The organism is Streptomyces sp. NPDC001617 (genome assembly GCF_053596855.1).
Map to the genome: position 1 here is coordinate 78,670 of NZ_JBSFHA010000015.1, position 18,560 is coordinate 97,229.

Genomic DNA, 18,560 nt, shown 5'->3' on the forward strand with positions numbered 1-18,560 from the left:
TGAGCGGTATGAGTCCTGAAGGTAGGGAGGCGGCGTTTCCGCGCTGTGGCACTGGGTGACCGTGAAGGAACTTTGCTCTCACCCCGCCCGAAGGCGGGATGAGAGGTACTGCGTCGGTACGTTACGAACAGCTCCCCCGCCAGGTGCGGCTCCCCGTGAGGACGACGACCTGCCCGGCCCCGCTGGCGGCGACCGCGATGTCGGCGGTGCCGTCCCCGTCGAGATCGGCGACGGAGGCGTCGTAGGCACCACCGGCCGTGAGCGTGGTCAGCGCCGAGAGCCCGTCGCCGCCTCCCCTATATACGGCGACGGAGGAGCCGACGGCGACGGGGAGGGGGTCGGTGGTGTAGGTGGTGGCGGCGCCGAAAGTGCCGTCCCCGTTGCCGATCAGCACATCGGGGGCGTCGGAACCGTTGCTGACGGCGGCGAGGTCGAGATCGCCGTCGCCGTTCACGTCCGCGGTGGGGAGGGAGTAGAGCCGGGAGATGGCGGAGTGGGCGACAGCGCTCCCGAGCCCGCCCTCCCCGTCTCCCAGATGCACACTGCCCCCCGCGCTCCCGACGCTGGCAGTGGCCACGTCCGGACTCCCGTCCCCGTTGAAGTCCCCGACGACGATGTCACCGTAGTCGGCGAGGTAGTAGGCGGCGCAGACGGCGTTGTAGTTGCACCGGCTGCTGAGGGCTCCGTCGGCGTACGTGGTCCCGGCGTCGTTCCCCCAGGGATAGGTGTACGACGACGGCCCGCGCGCCGCGTTCTCCCACTCGGCCTCGGCGGGGAGCCGGAAGGTGACGCCGTCGGCCTGCCCGTTGAGCCAGTCGCAGAAGGCGCCGGCCTGGTCGAGGGAGACGGAGAGGACGGGGTGCTGTTCCTTCCCCTCCGGACAGGTCCCGTCACTCCGGTAGCCGGGCGGGTCCCCACCGCTGCTGTCGAGGAACTCCTTCCACTGAGCGTTGGTGACCTGGTGGGCGTCGAGCTGGTGGGCGGCGGTGATGGGCGAGGACTCGCCGACGCCGGCCGTGTTGCTGGTGTCGGCGGTGAAGGTGAAGGTGGGGTTGGCGGGGACCTGGACGAGCGTCTGACCGGCGGTGGTGGCGGCCAGGGCTGTGGCAGCGGCAAAGGCACCACTGCTCATGAGGGCGACGGTGCCTGCACCGCCGTAGAGAAGCAGTCTGCGCCGACTCGGCCGGGCCGGCTCGGTGAGCCCCCCGCCGACCGTTTCGTGGGTGTGGTCGTTTCCCGCCATGGGCGCGGGAAGATATCCGGCGGGGCTGTGCTGCGCGTGTCAGGGGGCTGTGGGTGGGTCACAAGGTGGGTGGCCTGTTTTCAGCGCTGCCCACGGCGGTCGCCGGCCGTCAGATCGATCTCGATGTCGTAGGGCACGGAGACCTTGAGCCGGTCGTGGAAGATGCCGGTGAGGCCGTAGGACTTGGTCGCCGGGTCGAGCTCATAGACGTACACGACAGGGTGTCCCCTGTCGTCGTCCTGCTCGACGCGCCAGAAGTGCGGCACGCCGGCTGCCGCGTACTTGCGGGGTTTGACCTCGCGGTCGCGCTCGCGGGAGTCGGCCGAGACGACTTCGACGGCGAGGACGATGTCCTCGGGCTTGTTACCAGGTCTGGTTGGGTCCGGTCACCGCGTCCACGGGAAAGACCACGATGTCCGGCTCGGGGCGGTTCTTCGTGTCCAGTTTGACCGTCATCTCACGGTCGACGTCCAAGTACTCCGGGGCCTGGTCCAAGAGGGCGTTGTCCAACAGACGCATGGTCCGGCTGTGGAAACGTGTCTGCGGACTCATGAAGACGAGACTCCCGTCGATCAACTCCGTGTGCGGCGGGAGACCGGGAATCCGGTCGAGGTCGTCCGCGGTCCAGCCCTCGGCGGGCGGGATGGGCCAGCGGTACGCCGGCTCGTCGTCCAGCCCGTCGTCGGATGCGGCGCTCATCAGTGCTCCCATGGGACGGAGTCTCGCCTGTTGGTTCAGCGTACCCAGGGGGAACGGTGGTCGCCTCACCTGAATGAGTGATCCGACGCCGCGGTCGCCGACTCCTCCGACAAATCCGCTGGTCGAGCTTCGGAGCTCGGAGTTGCATGGCGTGGGTGCCGGGGGGACGCCCAGGACAGGCGGAAGTCGTGACCTTGCTGTTGGGATCGGTGGCTCGCCCACCCCATCCGCCACCACCCCGCCTGGTCACCCCATCTCCACATCCACACCCGGCATCCATCCCCCTTCCGGCCACCTCAACCACCCTTCCCCCGCCGCCACTTCCCCCACAGCCCGTCGAAGCGCGTCGAACGCCGGGTGCACCAGCCCCTTCCGCCACACCAACGACACCGGCGACAGGGGCACGGGATCGACCAAGGGCCGCAACACCCTCCCGGGCATGGCCGGAAAGTCCACCACCGCGAGGATCGGGTTCCGCATCTTCGCCATGATCCGCTCGAACTCCTCCTCCCCCACGGCCAGTGGCGCCGGTGGCGCGATCTCTATGCCGCGTCCCTCGAACAACCGCCGCGCCAGATCGGTCCACTCCGGGGTGCGGGGATTTCCGGCGCCCGCATACACCGTCTCGCCCGCCAGCGCGGCGAGCGGCACCGCCTCCAGTGACGCCAAGCTATGGTCCTCCGGCAGCACGATCGCCATCGGCTCGTAGCGGACGGGCTGGTGTTCCAGCCGGGCCCGGAGCACCGGATCCAACCCGGCGTACCGGCCGAACGACGCGTCCAGCCGCCCGGCCAACAGCTCCTCCGCCGCGCCGGTCAGCCCGCTTTCGTAACGCGCCATCAGCTCATGTTCGGGGGCGAGTTCACGCGCCCGGTGCAGCACGCGTCGCGCCGTCACCGCGTCCCGGAAGTTGAGGTCGACCAGCAGGGGGCGGGCCTGTCCGAAGGCGGCGAGGAGGTCGTCCTGGGCCTCCAACACCCGGCGGGCGTAGGGGACCAGTCGCGAGCCGTCGGACGTCAGCGTCACCTGCCGGGTGGACCGTACGAACAGCTCAGCCCCCAACTCCCGTTCCAGCGGGCGACGACCGCGCCCTGCACACCGCGAACTCCTTCGAACAGGCCGTCGACGAGGCGTGCTTCATGCTGGGGCCGGTGCTCGCGGCCTTCCTGTGCGGGACGTTGTTCCCGGAGGCCGGCACGCTCGTCGCAGCGGTCCTGCTGCTGTCGGGTGTGGTGCTGTTCGCCGCCCAGCGGTCGACCGAGCCGACCGTGCACCGACGCGACGCGGCGAAGTCCCCTGTGCGCGTGCCCGGAATGCCGCCGATCCTCGCCGTCTGCCTCGCCATGGGTGCGGTGTTCGGTTCGATGGAGGTCGTCACGATCGCGTTCGCGGACACGCAGGGGCATCGCTCGGCGGCGGGGGTCGTGTTGGGGCTCCAAGCGGCCGGTTCGTGCGTGGCGGGACTGGCGTTCGGCAGCCTTCGTCCCGCCGGGTCCGCCGACGACCGGCTCCCCTGGTGCGTCGCCGCGATGACGGCGCTCCTCACCTTGCCCCTGCTCGCCGCCTCCTTCACCGGCTCGCTCCCGCTCCTCGCGTTCGCCCTGCTCATCGCCGGGATGGCGACCGCCCCGACCATGGTCACCACCATGACGCTGGTCCAGCGTCGCACCCCCGTCAGCCGCCTCAACGAGGGCATGACCCTCGCGGTGACCGGGCTCCTCGGCGGGATCGCCTGCGGCTCGGCGAGCGGCGGGTGGGTGGTGGATCACGTATCGCCGACGGCCGGGTTCGGGGTGCCGGTGACGGCGGCAGCCGTCGCGCTGATGATCTCCCTCTCCACAAGCACTCCGAACAGCGATTCGTGTCCGATGCATTGACGCACCCAAAAGTCCGCACCTACCGTCCTCCGTCGAAGCGCTTCGACAACATGCATCGAATCGATTCGACACATCTTTCTCTCCCCCTGGAGGCACGGGATGTTGACGGCACGAAGGCGTATGACGACGGTGGCGGCAGCGGTCTTCAGTGGATCGCTGCTCCTTACCTCCTGCGGCGGCTCGGACAGTGGCTCCTCCGACTCCAAGACGCTCAAACTCTGGCACTACGAAGGCTCCGACAGCGCGATGGGCGTGGCCTGGAACGAGGCGATCAAGGAGTTCGAGGCCCAACACCCCGGCGTGAAGGTGAAGTTCGAGGAGAAGGGCTTCGAGCAGATCCAGAAGACCGCGCCCATGATCCTCAACTCCTCGGACGCGCCCGACATCATGGAGTACAACAAGGGCAACGCGACCGCCGGTCAGCTGTCGAAGCAGGGACTGCTCACCGATCTCACCGCCGAGGCCACCCAACGCGGCTGGGACAAGAAGCTCAGTGCCGGTGTCGCCACGACCAGCAGGTACGACACCAACGGCGTGATGGGCTCCGGCAAGTGGTACGGCGTGCCCAACTACGCCGAGTACACGATGGTCTACTTCAACAAGGACCTCTTCAAGAAGTACAACATCGCCGAGCCGAAGACGTTCGACGAACTGACCGCCGCCATGGACAAGTTCGTCGCCAAGGGCGTCACCCCGCTCGCCAACGCCGGTGCCGAGTACATGGCCCAGCAGTACCTCTACCAGCTCGCCCTCTCCAAGGCCGACCGCTCCTGGGTCGACCGTTACGAGCTGTACAAGGGGAAGACGGATTTCCATGACGCCGCCTGGACCTACGGCGCCACCACCTTCGCCGACTGGGTGAAGAAGGGCTACATCAGCAAGAAGACGACCAGCACCAAGGCCGAGGACGCGGGCGTGTCCTGGATCCAGGGCAAGGCGCCGATCCTGTTCTCCGGCAGCTGGTGGTACGGCCGCTTCCAGTCCGAGGCCAAGTTCGACTGGGACACCGGCCTGTGGCCCGGTTCGAACCTCACCCTCGGCTCCGGCGGCAACATCTGGGTCGTCCCCAAGAACGCCAGGAACAAGGAACTCGCCTACGACTTCATCGACATCACCATGTCGAAGAAGATCCAGAACCTGCTGGGCAACAAGGGCGGCATCCCGGTCGCCGCCGACGCGAGCGCGATCACCGACCCGAAGTCCAAGGAGCTCATCGGCAACTTCAACACCGTCAGCCGGCGGGACGGGCTCGCCTTCTACCCGGACTGGCCGGTCAACGGCTTCTACGACGTCCTGGTCTCCGAGACCCAGAAGCTGATGACCGGCAGCGAGAAACCGGACGCCTACCTCAGCGCGCTGCAGCAGGCGTACGACAAGGGCGCCCCGAAGCAGTGAGGGCCGCCTCCCGCTCCCGCGACTCGTACGCCCTGTTCCTCCTCCCCGGCATCCTCGCGTTCACGGCGATCATCGTCGTCCCGTTCCTGATGAACACGGGCGTGAGCTTCACCGAGTGGCAGGGCATCGGCAGCCCGAAGTGGACCGGTCTCGCCAACTACCGCGAGCTGATGGACGATGCGGAGTTCTGGGCGTCCTTCCGGCACAGCCTGTTCATGGTCGTCGCCATGGCCGCCGTACCGACGATGCTCGGACTCGTCCTGGCCGCCGCCCTGTTCGACTTCATCGGCAGACACTTCGGCAGCAGGTGGGCGGCGGTCCTGCGGGCGTGCTTCTATCTCCCGCAGGTACTGCCGATCGCCGTCGCCGGCATCGTCTGGAGCTGGATCCTCGCCCCTGACAACGGCTCCCTCAACTCCCTTCTGAAAGCAGTGGGGTTGGGGTCCTGGCAGCAGGACTGGCTCGGCGACCCCGACATCGCGCTCTACAGCGTCATGGGCGTCATGGTCTGGGTCCAACTCGGCTTCCCGCTGGTCGTCTTCATGGCGGGCCTGCAACGCGTCGACCCCCAACTCCACGAGGCCGCCGAGCTGGACGGCGCCGGCTGGTGGCGCCGCTTCTGGCACATCACGCTGCCGCAGATCCGTCCGGAGATCTACGTCGTCCTGACCTGGTGCACGATCGCCGCGCTGAAGGTGTTCGGGGCGGTGTACGTCCTGACGAAGGGCGGGCCCGGCGGTGCGACCGACGTGCCGTCCTACTTCTCCTTCACCACCTTCTTCGAGAAGACGCAGGTCGGCTACGGCGCCGCGATCTCCACCGTCCTCACCGTGATCATCCTGGCGCTCACCCTGATCCTGCTGAGACTCCAGACCAGAGCAGAGGAGAGGGAGCGCCCATGACGTCCGCCCTGCGCCGCTACCCGGTGCTGATCGCCCTGTGCATCGCGGCCCTCTTCATGGTCGTACCGTTCCTGATCGTGGCCGTGAACGCGGTCAAGTCCCCGGCGGAGTACTCCGAACACGGCCCCCTCAGCCTTCCCGAGGGCCTCTACCTGGACGGCCTGAAGGACTTCTGGCAGCGGGTCGACTACGGCCAGAAGCTCTTCAACTCGGTCCTGATCAGCGGATCGGTGGCCGTCCTGGCGGCCGTCCTCTCCGTCCTCAACGCCTACGCGATCGGCATCGGCAGGATCAGGGGCCGCACCTGGGTCCTGGCCTTCTTCGTCCTGGCCAACATGCTTCCGCAGGAGGCGCTGGTCTACCCGATCTACTACCTGAGCAAGCAACTCGGTCTGTACGACACGAGGTTGAGCGTGATCATCGTCTTCACGGTGATCCAGGCGGCCTTCGGCACGTATCTCCTCTCCTCCGTCCTGGGCCAGTTCCCCCGCGAGATCATCGAGGCGGCGCGGATCGACGGCGCCAACAAGTGGCAGGTGCTGTGGCGGATCGTCGTCCCCGTCAGCCGCCCCACCATCGGCGTCCTGCTCGTCTTCTTCTTCATCTGGACCTGGAACGAGTTCCTGCTCCCCCTGGTCATGCTGATCTCCAACGACAACCAGACCGTGTCGGTGGCCCTCGGCGTCCTGCAGGGCCAGCGCCTGATGGACGCCACGATGACCAACGCGGCGGCCCTCCTCGGCGTGCTCCCCGCGCTCGTGTTCTTCCTCGTCTTCCAGCGGACCCTCACCCGCGGCATCGCCGTGGGTGCCGTCAAGTAAGGACCCCCCACGTGAAGTTCACCGACGGTTACTGGCTGCTGCGCGAGGGCGTCACCGCGGCCCACCCGGCCGAGGTCCTCGACGTCGCCGAGTCGGACGGCGTGCTGGAGATCCACGCGCCGACCCAGCCCATCCGCCACCGCGGCGACCTGCTGAAGGGACCGGTCGTGACGATCAGCGCCCACACCCCGCTGCCCGACGTCATCGGCGTCACCTTCACCCACTTCGAGGGCGAGCAGCCGCGCGGGCCGCAGTTCGAGGTCCAGAAGGGCGTCCGGGGGTCTGGGGGATGTCCCCCAGAAACGTACAGTTCCTCCCATGTCTCCTACGACGACGAGCACGCGACCCTGACCTCCGGCGAACTGTCGGTCCGGGTGGCCCGCACCGGCCCCTGGCACGTCGACTTCCTGGTGGCCGGCCGCACGCTCACCTCCAGCGGCCCCAAGGGCATGGGCATCATGCGGGACGCGACCGGCGCCCACTACCTGCGCGAGCAGCTCAACCTGGGCGTCGGCACCTCCGTCTACGGCCTCGGCGAACGCTTCGGCCCGCTCGTCAAGAACGGCCAGGTCGTCGACATCTGGAACGCCGACGGCGGCACGGCCACCGAACAGGCCTACAAGAACGTGCCGTTCTACCTCACCGACGCGGGCTACGGCGTCTTCGTCGACCACCCGGGCAAGGTGTCCTTCGAGGTCGGCTCGGAGGCGGTGTCGAGGGTCCAGTTCAGCGCGGAGACCCAGGAGTTGACGTACTACGTCATCTACGGACCGACCCCGAAGGAGATCCTCCGCAAGTACACGGCCCTGACGGGCCGTCCGGCACTGCCGCCGGCGTGGTCGTTCGGGCTGTGGCTGTCGACCTCGTTCACCACCTCCTACGACGAGAAGACGGTGACGTCCTTCATCGAGGGCATGCGGGAGCGCGAACTCCCGCTCTCCGTCTTCCACTTCGACTGCTTCTGGATGCGGGAGTTCAACTGGTGCGACTTCCAGTGGGACCCGCGGGTCTTCCCGGACCCGGAGGGCATGCTGGCCCGCCTCCACGCCCGCGACCTGCACATCAGCGTCTGGATCAACCCGTACATCGCCCAGCGCTCCCCGCTCTTCGCGGAGGGCAAGGCACTCGGCCATCTGCTGAAACGCCCCGACGGCAGCGTCTGGCAGTGGGACATGTGGCAACCCGGCATGGCCCTGGTCGACTTCACCAGCCCCGCCGCCCGCGACTGGTACGCCGCCAAGCTGGAGGCACTGCTCGCCCAGGGCGTCGACTGCTTCAAGACCGACTTCGGCGAGCGGGTCCCGCTCGACGTGGCCTGGTCCGACGGCTCCGATCCGGAGCGGATGCACAACTACTACACGTACCTCTACAACCGCACGGTCTTCGACGTCCTGCGCAAACACCGCGGCGAGGGCGAGGCGGTGGTCTTCGGCCGGTCGGCGACGGTGGGCAGCCAGCGCTTCCCGGTGCACTGGGGCGGGGACTGCGAGGCGACGTACGAGTCGATGGCGGAGTCGTTGCGGGGCGGTCTCTCACTGGGCCTGTCCGGCTTCGGCTACTGGAGCCACGACATAGGCGGCTTCGAGGGGACGCCGACACCCGCACTCTTCAAGCGATGGCTGGCCTTCGGGCTCCTCTCCTCCCACAGTCGGCTGCACGGAAGCTCCTCCTACCGGGTCCCGTGGCTGTTCGACGAGGAATCGGTGGACGTGCTGCGGGAGTTCACGCGTCTGAAGCTCCGCCTCATGCCCTACCTCTACGAGGCGGCACGCACCGCCCACGCCGAGGGTGTGCCGATGATGCGGGCGATGGTGCTGGAGTTCCCGGACGACCCCGGGTGTGCGCATCTGGAACGGCAGTACATGCTGGGGCCGGACCTGTTGGTGGCGCCGGTGTTCAGCGACGAGGGGGACGTCTCGTACTACGTGCCCGAGGGGACGTGGACCCACTTCACGAGCGGGCAGACGGTGACCGGGCCGCGCTGGGTGCGCGAGCGCCATGGCTTCTCCAGCCTGCCGCTGCTGGTCAGGCCCGGTGCGGTGATCCCGGTGGGCGCGGTGGACGACCGGCCCGACTACGACTTCGCCGACGGGGTGACGCTGCGGGCGTACGGCCTGGAGCGGGGAGCGCAGGTGACGGTGGTGGTCGGGGACGTCACCTTCACGGTCGTACGGGAAGGGGACACGCTGCGGGCGTCGTGCGGTGACCCGGTGGCGCCGTGGGCGCTGGCGGCCGGGGAGCGGGTCGGGCGGGCGCCGGCCGGGACCGGATTCCTCACGGTGGAGTTGGGCTGATGGTGAAGATCACCGATGTGGCGCGACGGGCCGGGGTGTCACCGAGCACCGTCTCGTACGCGCTCAGCGGCAAGCGCCCCATCTCGGAGGAGACACGGCAGCGGGTCGAGGCGGCCGCACGTGAGCTGGGGTACCGCCCCCACGCGGGCGCCCGAGCCCTCGCGAGCAGCCGCTCGAACGTCCTGGCCCTGGTCATCCCCTTACGGGCCGGCATCCACGTCCCGGTGGTGATGCAGTTCGCGGTGTCGGTGGTGACGACGGCCCGGCGGTACGACCATGACGTGCTGCTCCTGACCCAGGAGGAGGGCGAGGACGGGCTGCGCAGGGTCGCCGACACGGCACTCGTCGACGCGCTGATCGTGATGGACGTCCAACTCCACGATCCCCGGCTGCCGTTGCTGCGCTCGCTGGACCGGGCGTCGGTGATGATCGGCTTCCCGGCCGATCCCGAGGGCCTGACCTGCATCGACCTCGACTTCAAGGCGGCGGGCGAGGCGTGCGTGGAGCATCTGGCGCGGCTGGGGCATCGGGTGGTGGCGCTGGTCGGCTCACCGCCGGAGGTGTACGTCCGCGGAACGGCCTTCGCCCAGCGGGTCGTTCAGGGCTTCACGGCCGCGGCCGACCGCAGCGGCCTGTCGTCCTCGGTCCACCCCTGCGAGGCGTCCCCGGCGGCGGCACGTCTGGTCGCCGAACAACTCCTGCGCGAACAACCGGCGTTGACGGGGGTGGTGGTCCACAACGAGCCCGTCCTGGAGCCCCTGATAGACGCCTTCGAGCAGTTGGGCCTACGCGTGCCGACCGACTTGTCGGTCACCGCGATCTGCCCGGACGAACTGGCAGAGTCGATCCGCGTCCCGGTCACGTCCGTCGCCCTCCCCTCCGCCGAGGTGGGCGAGCGGGCGGTGCAGTTGCTGATGAAGAAGCTGGGCGGGGGTGCCGTACCGGAGTCGACGCTGCTGGCTCCGAGGATGACGGAGCGGGCGAGCACGGTGCCCCGCACGGTGGGGTGATGGGGCGAGCGGGAGTTCGTGGTGTGGCGTGGAGGGTCGTTGTGCTGTACTGGAGGCAAGGGTGGGCCCCCGCTCCGGAGCTGGTTACTCCGAACCGAGGGCCCGGCTCATCAGGAGCCTGTCGGATGTCCCCAGGCCTTGTGGGGATATCCGGCTACCTGCCGAGCCACCAGAGCAACCACCTCCTCGCGCGCTTCGCCGCCTGCTCCGGCAAAAGCCGGATCAGCCGCATGACGAGAGTCGGCTTCCGCTCCTCGCGACAGCCCATGCGGGGACGTCCTCCCTTCGACGTGAGGCGGCCTTCCAAGGCCCCGGGACCGCTCTCGTCGGGCCGGGCCCCGACAAGGAGGGGCCCGGAGTGAAGGGAGGACGCACCCGTGGGGCACGTCACGGCGCCAAACTAACCGCCTCCATGCCCCACCTGTCCCGCAATGCGCAGAAGGCGCCCCGGAAGAGTGAATCTTGCCGTCGGCGCTACCAGACTCCGCCGTATCGCACGGACCGACCAGGGCCGAGTTCGGCGGCGACGCGTGCGGTGAGCTCGGTGCCTTCGGCTTCCAGGTGTTCGTATGCGGCCCTCTGGCGCGCGTCGTCCCGGTCCGTCAGCCAGGTGTCCATGACCGCGTCGATGTTCCGTGCCCAGGTGGACAAGTCCTGCACGAGGGCGTCGGAGAGGTCCAGGGCCACCGAGGGGTCGTCCGGGGCGAAGTTGCCGAAGCCCTCGGCGCGGAGCGGGTGCCAGCGGTACTGACCCCTCACCATGATGTCGAGGGGGTGCGGCGGCGTGCCGTGGGCGTCCGCGCTCCAGTCCAGGCGGTCGCAGCCCCAGCAGACGTACTTGGCGGAGCCGTGCTGCTCGTCCCAGTACCGCACCACCCACGCCGGACCCAGGTGCTTGGCGAGAGACTGGGCCGCCTCCCGGCCCTGGCGGACGTGCTTGCGCAGGGCCGGCCGGCTGGTGAAGCCGCCGGGAGGGCGGGAGTCCTTCCAGGCGCGCAGTCGGTCGGCGAGGGCCGCGGGGAGCTTCAGCGACGGATCGTCCAGGGGCAGGGTGTCGTCCAGGGGCGGCGGGCCGTCCTGGGCTCGGACCAGGACGGGGCGCGGCTCTGTCGCGTCGTAGGTCATGAGCCGTTCTTCCTGCGGTTTTCCTCTGGCGCTTCCTCTGACGAATGACAGAGACCCCGCCGCTCGGAAGCGACGGGGCCTTTGCCCACATGGGGTAACCCCCGGAGGGGTCGGTGGAGATGGCGGGAATCGAACCCGCGTCCAACGGTGCGGAATCAGGGCTTCTCCGTGCGCAGTTCGCTGTGATTTTCTCGGCCCCGGCGATCACGCGAACAAGTCGCCGACGGGCCCAGTCACTGTTTGATTTCCCTCGTCACCCCGTGACCGGGATAGAGGTTTAGTCCCCTAGCTGATGCCAGGATCCGGGTCGGGAACACCCCCGGGCTGACACTCCCATTAAGGAGCTATTCGATCACTACCTGATCAGGCAGCGAGAGCGAAAAGCTCGGGAGAATCGCTCTTGGAATTGGCGATTATTGGTTTCGGCCTGTGGTTTACGAGATCATGGCCGCTTCCTCGACACGCTTCCCCTGCTTCGACAGCCGCTGTCGAAACCGATCATCCCCATGTTGTGTTTTCAACCCCCTTGAGGGGGCTCGCACCCGCTGTGAGGTGCAGTGCCATCCTACGTGACCAACACACGCCGATGCCACCGTATTCCCAGCCGGTCAGGCCCCCCGCTGCCTGCGCTTCGCCGCCGCGATCGCCCGGTCCGACTCCCGCCGGTCCTGCTGCTCGCGCAGGGTCTGCCGCTTGTCGTACTCCTTCTTGCCTCGTGCGAGCGCGATCTCGGCCTTCGCACGGCCGTCCTTGAAGTACAGGGCGAGCGGCACGATCGTGTGACCCGTCTCGTCCGCCTTGACGGACAGCTTGTCGATCTCCTCGCGGTGCAGCAGCAGCTTGCGCTTGCGGCGCGCGGAGTGGTTGGTCCAGGTGCCCTGGGCGTACTCGGGGATGTGGGCGTTGTGCAGCCACGCCTCGCCCCCGTCGACCTGGACGAAGCCGTCGACCAGCGAGGCGCGACCCTGGCGCAGCGACTTCACCTCGGTGCCGGTGAGGACGAGCCCGGCCTCATAGGTGTCGATGATCGCGTAGTCGTGCCGGGCCTTCTTGTTCTGCGCGACGATCTTGCGCTTGCCGCCCTTCTCGCCGTCCTTGGCCTTGGCAGCCGACGCCCCGCCCTGCTTGGGCTGGGACTCCTTGGGTACGTACATTCCCTTGCTCATAGTGCCGTCCATTTTCGCACTACGGAGGGGGGCGGGGGCCAGCCCTTAAACCAACGGTGGGGAGAACCCCCTCAGGGGCGCGGGGCGTATGGATTTTCGGCTCCGCCGCGTGGGCGCGACAAGCCACGACGGACCGCAGCCGTGTGACGGCCGCTCCTGGCGACTCAGTCGGCGTCTCCCAAACCACTGAGCACGGTCTCCGCCCTCTGGACCGCCGCCTGCGAGTCGGCCTGATCCACATCCAGGTCAGGAGTGATCCCCCGCCCGTCCACGCTGCGCCCCGACGGAGTCCTGTAGTGCCCGACGGTCAACTCGGCGACCGACCCGCCAGGCAGCCGGCTGGGCATCTGAACCGACCCCTTGCCGAAGGTCCGGGAGCCCACCACGACCGCACGCCCACGGTCCTGCAAGGCTCCGGTCAACAACTCGGCCGCGCTCATCGTGCCGCCGTCGACGAGCGTGACCAGGGGTCTGGTCGTGTCGCCGCCGGCGTCCGCGTGCAGGGCCTGCTGTTCGCCGTTGACGTCGTACGTGGCGACGAGCCCGCCGTCGAGGAAGGCGGAAGCGGTGGTGACGGCCTCGGTGACCAGGCCGCCGGAGTTGCCGCGCAGGTCGAGGATGACGCCGGCGCCGGCCGCGGCCTGGCGGACCGCGGTGCGCACGAGGTCGCCGGAGCCCTTGGTGAACGCGGCGATCTTGATGACCGTGATGCCGTCGGCGAGTTTCCGAACGGTGACCGAGTCGGTGGACAGCCGGGCGCGCCGCAAGGTCTCGGTCCACGCGCGTGTGCCGCGCTGCAACCCGAGCCGCACCGCCGTACCGGCGGGGGCGTCGGTCGCGTCGCCGCGCAGTAAGGAGACGACCTCGGTGACGGGCTGCCCGTCGACGTCCGCGCCGTCGACGCTGCGCAGCCGGTCGCCCTTGCGGATCCCGGCGGCGGCCGCGGGCGACCCGGAGGCCACCTTGGTCACCTCGATCCGCCCGTCCCGCTCGCGCCGCGCCCACAGCCCGACGCCGGTGTACTCGCCGTCGAGGGCCTCCTGGAACTCCTGGTACTCGCCCTGCGAGTAGACGGCACCCCACCGGTCCCCGCTCCGGCTGACGGCCCGCTCGGCGGCCTCCATGGGCGACTTGCCGTCGGCCAGCGCCTCCTCGGCCGCCTCGGCCACAGCCGCCTTGCCGTCGTGATGCCCGGCCGGAACCGCCGAACGGGCCTGTCCCGCCGCAGACTTCCGGTCGAGGTCGGGAAAGGAGCTGGTCGCCGCACCGGCGACGAGCACACTCGCGAACACCAATGTCAGGGCGGCCCCGCGGCCGAAGCGGCGGGGCTGACAGAACAGGTCGCGACCTGACATGCCGGTGAGTCTAGGACAAGCCGAAGGGCCGCACGGTCGGTTGACCGTACGGCCCTCTTGGCATGCGTCACACCTTCAGGTACTTGCGCAGCGCGAAGAACGCGGCAAGCGCAGGCATCAGGAGACTCGTGGCGAGGATGAGCGGAAGCTTCGTGAGGACGGCGTCCCAGCCGATGAAGTTGATGAGGTTCAGCTTCTGCGACAGCGCCAGGCCGTGGTCGATGATGAAGTACCGCGCGATCACCAGGAACCCGCACGCGACCGTCCCGCCGATGAGCCCGGCGACGGCGGCCTCGGCGATGAACGGCGCCTGGATGTAGAAGCCGGAGGCCCCGACCAGCCGCATGATCCCGGTCTCACGCCGTCGGCTGAAGGCGGAGACGCGCACGGTGTTGACGATCAGCATCAACGCCACGACGAGCATCAGCGCCATCACCGCCCGCGCGGCCCAGTTCATGCCGTTGAGCAGCCCGAAGAGGTTGTCCAGAATCCCCTTCTGGTCCTGCACGGACTGCACCCCGTCACGGCCGTCGAACGCCGTGGCGATGACCTGGTACTTCTGCGGGTTCTTCAGCTTGATCCGGTACGACTCCTGCATCTGGTCCGGCGTGAGGGAGCTGGCCAGCGGGGAGTCGCCGAACTGCTGCTTGTAGTGCTTGTACGCCTCGTCCTGGGACTCGTACGTGACCTTCTCGACGACGTCCATCTTCTGCAGGTCGGCGAGGATCGACTTCTTCTGGTCGTCGGTCACCGCGCCCTTGGCGCAGTTGGGATCCGACTCGGCGTCGCTCTTGTTGCAGAGGAAGATCGAGACGTTGACCTTGTCGTACCAGTAGCCCTTCATCGTGGTGACCTGGTCGCTCATCAGGAGCGACCCGCCGAACAGGGCGAGCGACAAGGCGACGGAGACGATGACGGCGAACGTCATCGTCAGGTTGCGGCGGAGACCGACACCGATCTCCGACAGTACGAACTGGGCGCGCATGGCGTGGGGTTCAGGCCTTTCCGTGGACGGTCGTCGTCAGGTGCGTCAGTGCTGGTAGCCGTAGACGCCACGGGCCTGGTCGCGGACGAGGCGGCCCTTCTCCAGCTCGATGACGCGCTTGCGCATCTGGTCCACGATGTTCTGGTCGTGCGTGGCCATGACCACCGTCGTACCGGTGCGGTTGATCCGGTCGAGCAGCTTCATGATGCCGACCGAGGTCTGCGGGTCGAGGTTGCCGGTGGGCTCGTCGGCGATGAGCAGCTTGGGCCGGTTGACGAACGCGCGCGCGATGGCCACACGCTGCTGCTCACCACCCGAGAGCTCACCGGGCATCCGGTCCTCCTTCCCACCCAGCCCGACGAGGTCGAGCACCTGGGGAACGGACTTGCGGATCTCGCCCTTCGACTTGCCGATGACCTCCTGTGCGAAGGCCACGTTCTCGGCGACCGTCTTGTTCGGCAGCAGCCGGAAGTCCTGGAACACCGTCCCCAACTGGCGCCGCATCTGCGGCACCTTCCAGTTGGAGAGGCGTGCGAGGTCCTTGCCCAGGACGTGCACCTGACCGTGGCTGCACCGCTCCTCGCGGAGGATCAGCCGCAGGAAGGTGGACTTTCCGGAGCCGGAGGACCCCACGAGGAACACGAACTCGCCCTTCTCCACTTCCAGGGAGACATCCCTGAGTGCGGGGCGGGTCTGCTTGGGGTAGACCTTGGAGACGTTGTCGAATCGGATCACGGATGCACCACGGGTAGCCGGGGGTAGATGAGCGTGACCATACGCGAGTCAGACGTGCAACCGCAGGCGCGGGAATAGGTTGCGCACTCGATATACCTTTTGTGTACGCCTAAGGGACGCGAGGCTGTGACATTGGCGGCTCCGCCGCGGGGCGCGACCGGCGCCCACCGCCCCGCGGCCGCGAGACGAAGCCCACGCACTCCCTTCGGAGCGAACCGCGCGACCTCCGGAGGAACCTGGCACAGTAGTGAGGGGAACGTTCGCCGACCTCCGAACGTTCTCCAGATGAAACCGTAGGTCAAGGAGGGCGAGCGCATGACGTACGACCGGCTGGTGTGCGCAAACTGCGCGGCGCCCGTGAGCGAGGGCCGGTGCCCCGTGTGCCGTGCGAACCGCGAGCGGCTGCAGCAGGAGAACTTCTTCGCGGGGCTGAACCCCATGGCGCTGATCGCCCTCCTCGCGGTGTTCATCGCCGCGGTGGCGCTCCTGGCGCACCAGACCGCGTGAGGCAGGCCCAGACCGCGTAAGCAGGCACAGCGCCTCGTACAGACGCCCGAAGGGCCCGGAGCGACATCCGCTCCGGGCCCTTCGTCGTACGTCGTCGCGCACACGGTGCGCGCGGACGGCTACGGTCGGCTACCGTCAGGCGGCCGCACCGCCACGGCCGCCCATGAGGCGCGGCAGCAGGCGGAAGCCGACGCCACCGGCGATCATCGTGGCCGCGCCGATCACCAGGAACGCGGTCTGGCCGGCACCGGTCTCGGCGAGCTGCGCACCGCCCTGGGCCGAGGTGTTGGAGCCGGTGTCGGTGAGGGCCGAGGAGCCCTCCTCCTGCGCGGAGGTGTTGGAACCGCCGTCGGGGTCGGTGTTGCTGTTGCCCCCGCCGCTGTTCCCGTTGCCGTTGCCGTTCCCGTTGCCGTTTCCGTTCCCGTTGCCCGGGTCGGTCGGGTCCTCGGTGGGCTCCGTCGGCTCCTGGGTGGGCTCGGTCGGGTCCTGCGTGGTCGGCGGGTCCGTCGGGACGGTCGGCGGGTCCGTGGGAACGGTCGGCGGGTCCGTCGGAAGGGTGGGCGGGTCGGTCGGGTCCGTCGGGATGCCGGTGGGCGGGTCCGTCGGGTCGTCGCCGAGGCCGGTGTCGACGTTGACGCCCACACCGCTCTCGTCCACGCTCACGCCGATGTCGAGGGCGGAAGCGGCACCGGCGGCGGTCAGCGAGGCGCCCGCGGCGATCACGGCACCCGCGGCGATCCGCGCGATCCGGATCCGCGTCTTCTTGGTCATCTGGTTGCTACCCCCAGTAGCTCTCGTCATTGAGGCGGCGCTCGGGGGCAGTGATCGACGGAGGCGGCTGCGCTGCAAAGTCCCCCGGTTCACATGCGCCCCAGAGATACGCATGCCACGCTTTACCCTTCCCATTTTTCAAAGCAACGTCAAGGCCATTGCGTGCGCAATGTCCACTTGCGTCTCGTTTACATCGAGTTGGAACCTGTGAGTGTGATGTAAAACCCAGGCATACGCGAACTGCCGCCCAGGGGGCGGCAGTTACCAAGTCGACAAAGTAACTCCGGTCGGCGGCCTCGCGACTGCTTCCCGGCTGCTACTTCTCCTGCTACTTCTCCTGCTGCTTGCGCCAGCGAATTCCGGCCTCGAGGAACCCGTCGATCTCGCCGTTGAACACGGCCTCCGGGTTGCCGACCTCGAACTCGGTGCGCAGGTCCTTGACCATCTGGTACGGGTGCAGCACGTACGACCGCATCTGGTTGCCCCAGGAGTTGCCGCCGTCGCCCTTGAGGGCGTTCATCTTCTCCTGCTCCTCCTGGCGGCGCCGCTCGAGCAGCTTGGCCTGGAGGACGTTCATCGCGGTGGCCTTGTTCTGGATCTGCGACCGCTCGTTCTGACAGGAGACGACGATGCCGGTGGGGAGGTGGGTGAGGCGCACCGCGGAGTCCGTGGTGTTCACGCCCTGGCCGCCGGGACCGGAGGACCGGTACACGTCCACGCGCAGTTCGGACTCGTCGATCTCGATGTGGTCGGTCTGCTCGACCACGGGCAGCACCTCGACGCCGGCGAAGGAGGTCTGGCGGCGGCCCTGGTTGTCGAAGGGCGAGATACGGACGAGCCGGTGCGTGCCCTGCTCGACGGAGAGGGTCCCGTAGGCGTACGGCACCTGCACGGCGAAGGTGGTCGACTTGATGCCGGCCTCTTCCGCGTACGACGTCTCGTAGATCTCGGTCTTGTAGCCCTTGCCCTCGGCCCAGCGCAGGTACATGCGCTGCAGCTTCTCGGCGAAGTCGGCGGCGTCGACGCCACCGGCCTCGGCGCGGATGTTGACGAGCGCCTCACGGGCGTCGTACTCACCGCTCAGCAGCGTCCGGACCTCCATCTCGTCCAGCGCCTTCCTGACGGCGGCGAGCTCGGACTCGGCCTCGGCGCGGGTGTCCGGGTCGTCCTCCTCCTCGGCCATCTCGAAGAGCACGGCGAGATCGTCGATCCGCCCGCGCAGTGCCTCGGCCTTCCTGACCTCGGCCTGCAGGTGGCTCAGCTTGCTGGTGATCTTCTGCGCCTCGTCCGGGTTGTCCCACAGGGACGGCGCGGCCGCCTGCTCCTCGAGCACGGCGATGTCTGCCCTCAGCTGGTCGAGGTCCAGAACGGCCTCGATCGACTCCATGGTCGAGGAGAGGGACTTGAGCTCTTCGGATACATCGACGACTGCCACGCCTCCAGCCTAACGGCTGTGGCAACCGACGTTCGCCGTGCGCCTTGTCTGACCTGTGACCGGGGCTTTCAGGTCCCGTCTCCCTGGGGCTGCCGCCCCCGGACCCCCGCTTTCGGCCTGAACGGCCTCGTCCTCAAACGCCGGACGGACACCGACCGGGACCAATCAGCCTCTCCGGCCTCAGAGGATTTCAGCCCCTCCGGCGCCAAGGGGTTTCAGCCCCTCCGGCGCCAGAGGATT

At 68.4% G+C, this 18,560-nt stretch carries 14 protein-coding genes, 1 other RNA gene and 3 pseudogenes; 7 read left to right on the forward strand and 11 right to left on the reverse strand.

Features of this window, described 5'->3' with window-relative positions; all coding sequences use genetic code 11:
* Positions 1-121 precede the first annotated feature (121 nt).
* From ACWC09_RS14465 to ACWC09_RS14475, 3 genes and pseudogenes are all read right to left on the reverse strand, one after another.
* Positions 122-1,243, reverse strand: a complete 1,122-nt coding sequence (locus tag ACWC09_RS14465; RefSeq protein ID WP_450850853.1) for an SUMF1/EgtB/PvdO family nonheme iron enzyme — start codon at positions 1,241-1,243, stop codon at positions 122-124.
* Positions 1,244-1,323: 80 nt separating this feature from the next.
* Positions 1,324-1,942 (reverse strand): annotated as a pseudogene (locus ACWC09_RS14470) (Uma2 family endonuclease).
* A 246-nt stretch (positions 1,943-2,188) separates the two neighbouring features.
* Positions 2,189-3,025, reverse strand: a pseudogene (locus ACWC09_RS14475) (LysR substrate-binding domain-containing protein); the annotation flags it as partial.
* Between ACWC09_RS14475 and ACWC09_RS14480 the strand changes: the two are divergent.
* From ACWC09_RS14480 to ACWC09_RS14505, 6 genes and pseudogenes are all read left to right on the forward strand, one after another.
* Positions 3,019-3,819 (forward strand): annotated as a pseudogene (locus ACWC09_RS14480) (MFS transporter); the annotation flags it as partial. The pseudogenes ACWC09_RS14475 and ACWC09_RS14480 sit on opposite strands and share 7 nt — an antisense overlap.
* A gap of 99 nt (positions 3,820-3,918) precedes the next feature.
* Positions 3,919-5,214 carry an extracellular solute-binding protein gene (locus ACWC09_RS14485; protein ID WP_450850854.1) on the forward strand — a complete coding sequence of 432 codons (1,296 nt, stop codon included), beginning with the start codon at positions 3,919-3,921 and terminating at the stop codon, positions 5,212-5,214.
* Complete coding sequence (locus tag ACWC09_RS14490; RefSeq protein WP_450850855.1) at positions 5,211-6,116, forward strand: carbohydrate ABC transporter permease; 906 nt, start codon at positions 5,211-5,213, stop codon at positions 6,114-6,116. The genes ACWC09_RS14485 and ACWC09_RS14490 overlap by 4 nt, the downstream gene beginning before the upstream one ends.
* Entirely contained in the window at positions 6,113-6,937 is an 825-nt protein-coding gene (locus tag ACWC09_RS14495) for a carbohydrate ABC transporter permease (RefSeq protein WP_450850856.1), read from the forward strand. The genes ACWC09_RS14490 and ACWC09_RS14495 overlap by 4 nt, the downstream gene beginning before the upstream one ends.
* An 11-nt stretch (positions 6,938-6,948) precedes the next feature.
* Complete coding sequence (yicI, locus tag ACWC09_RS14500; protein ID WP_450850857.1) at positions 6,949-9,231, forward strand: alpha-xylosidase; 2,283 nt, start codon at positions 6,949-6,951, stop codon at positions 9,229-9,231.
* The gene (locus ACWC09_RS14505) at positions 9,231-10,241 is read left to right on the forward strand and encodes a LacI family DNA-binding transcriptional regulator (protein ID WP_450850858.1); all 1,011 of its coding nucleotides are present in this window, start codon (positions 9,231-9,233) and stop codon (positions 10,239-10,241) included. Before yicI ends, ACWC09_RS14505 begins: the two co-directional genes overlap by 1 nt.
* A gap of 474 nt (positions 10,242-10,715) precedes the next feature.
* On the opposite strand, the gene ACWC09_RS14510 is transcribed toward ACWC09_RS14505, so the two are convergent.
* The 6 genes from ACWC09_RS14510 to ftsE form a co-directional block, all read right to left on the reverse strand.
* A complete protein-coding gene (locus ACWC09_RS14510) occupies positions 10,716-11,366 on the reverse strand; it encodes a hypothetical protein (RefSeq protein ID WP_450850859.1) in 651 nt (216 codons plus the stop codon).
* Between the two features lie 111 nt (positions 11,367-11,477).
* Positions 11,478-11,872: a transfer-messenger RNA gene (gene ssrA, locus ACWC09_RS14515) on the reverse strand.
* A gap of 102 nt (positions 11,873-11,974) precedes the next feature.
* Positions 11,975-12,520 (reverse strand): SsrA-binding protein SmpB, encoded by a 546-nt coding sequence (smpB, locus tag ACWC09_RS14520; RefSeq protein ID WP_450850903.1) that lies wholly within the window; start codon positions 12,518-12,520, stop codon positions 11,975-11,977.
* A 176-nt stretch (positions 12,521-12,696) separates the two neighbouring features.
* Positions 12,697-13,887 (reverse strand): S41 family peptidase, encoded by a 1,191-nt coding sequence (locus ACWC09_RS14525; RefSeq protein ID WP_450850860.1) that lies wholly within the window; start codon positions 13,885-13,887, stop codon positions 12,697-12,699.
* A 67-nt stretch (positions 13,888-13,954) separates the two neighbouring features.
* Complete coding sequence (gene ftsX / locus ACWC09_RS14530; protein ID WP_450850861.1) at positions 13,955-14,872, reverse strand: permease-like cell division protein FtsX; 918 nt, start codon at positions 14,870-14,872, stop codon at positions 13,955-13,957.
* A gap of 45 nt (positions 14,873-14,917) precedes the next feature.
* Entirely contained in the window at positions 14,918-15,607 is a 690-nt protein-coding gene (gene ftsE, locus ACWC09_RS14535; protein ID WP_030943440.1) for a cell division ATP-binding protein FtsE, read from the reverse strand.
* A 315-nt stretch (positions 15,608-15,922) separates the two neighbouring features.
* Between ftsE and ACWC09_RS14540 the strand changes: the two genes are divergently transcribed.
* Positions 15,923-16,114, forward strand: coding sequence for a hypothetical protein (locus tag ACWC09_RS14540; RefSeq protein WP_356347974.1), 192 nt, complete (start codon positions 15,923-15,925; stop codon positions 16,112-16,114).
* Between the two features lie 135 nt (positions 16,115-16,249).
* On the opposite strand, the gene ACWC09_RS14545 is transcribed toward ACWC09_RS14540, so the two are convergent.
* Both ACWC09_RS14545 and prfB read right to left on the reverse strand, forming a co-directional pair.
* On the reverse strand, positions 16,250-16,885 hold the full coding sequence (locus ACWC09_RS14545; protein ID WP_450850862.1) for a hypothetical protein: 636 nt from the start codon (positions 16,883-16,885) through the stop codon (positions 16,250-16,252).
* Between the two features lie 328 nt (positions 16,886-17,213).
* The gene (gene prfB, locus ACWC09_RS14550; protein ID WP_450850863.1) at positions 17,214-18,320 is read right to left on the reverse strand and encodes a peptide chain release factor 2; all 1,107 of its coding nucleotides are present in this window, start codon (positions 18,318-18,320) and stop codon (positions 17,214-17,216) included.
* Between the last annotated feature and the right edge of the window lie 240 nt (positions 18,321-18,560).

Bases quoted from the DNA above. Each gene is read 5' to 3' on its own strand.
- ACWC09_RS14465 (WP_450850853.1), bottom strand. From the start codon at position 1,243: ATGGCGGGAAACGACCACACCCACGAAACGGTCGGCGGGGGGCTCACC.
- ACWC09_RS14485 (WP_450850854.1), top strand. From the start codon at position 3,919: ATGTTGACGGCACGAAGGCGTATGACGACGGTGGCGGCAGCGGTCTTC.
- ACWC09_RS14495 (WP_450850856.1), top strand. From the start codon at position 6,113: ATGACGTCCGCCCTGCGCCGCTACCCGGTGCTGATCGCCCTGTGCATC.
- ACWC09_RS14505 (WP_450850858.1), top strand. From the start codon at position 9,231: ATGGTGAAGATCACCGATGTGGCGCGACGGGCCGGGGTGTCACCGAGC.
- ACWC09_RS14510 (WP_450850859.1), bottom strand. From the start codon at position 11,366: ATGACCTACGACGCGACAGAGCCGCGCCCCGTCCTGGTCCGAGCCCAG.
- smpB (WP_450850903.1), bottom strand. From the start codon at position 12,520: ATGTACGTACCCAAGGAGTCCCAGCCCAAGCAGGGCGGGGCGTCGGCT.
- ACWC09_RS14525 (WP_450850860.1), bottom strand. From the start codon at position 13,887: ATGTCAGGTCGCGACCTGTTCTGTCAGCCCCGCCGCTTCGGCCGCGGG.
- ftsX (WP_450850861.1), bottom strand. From the start codon at position 14,872: ATGCGCGCCCAGTTCGTACTGTCGGAGATCGGTGTCGGTCTCCGCCGC.
- ACWC09_RS14540 (WP_356347974.1), top strand. From the start codon at position 15,923: ATGACGTACGACCGGCTGGTGTGCGCAAACTGCGCGGCGCCCGTGAGC.
- ACWC09_RS14545 (WP_450850862.1), bottom strand. From the start codon at position 16,885: ATGACCAAGAAGACGCGGATCCGGATCGCGCGGATCGCCGCGGGTGCC.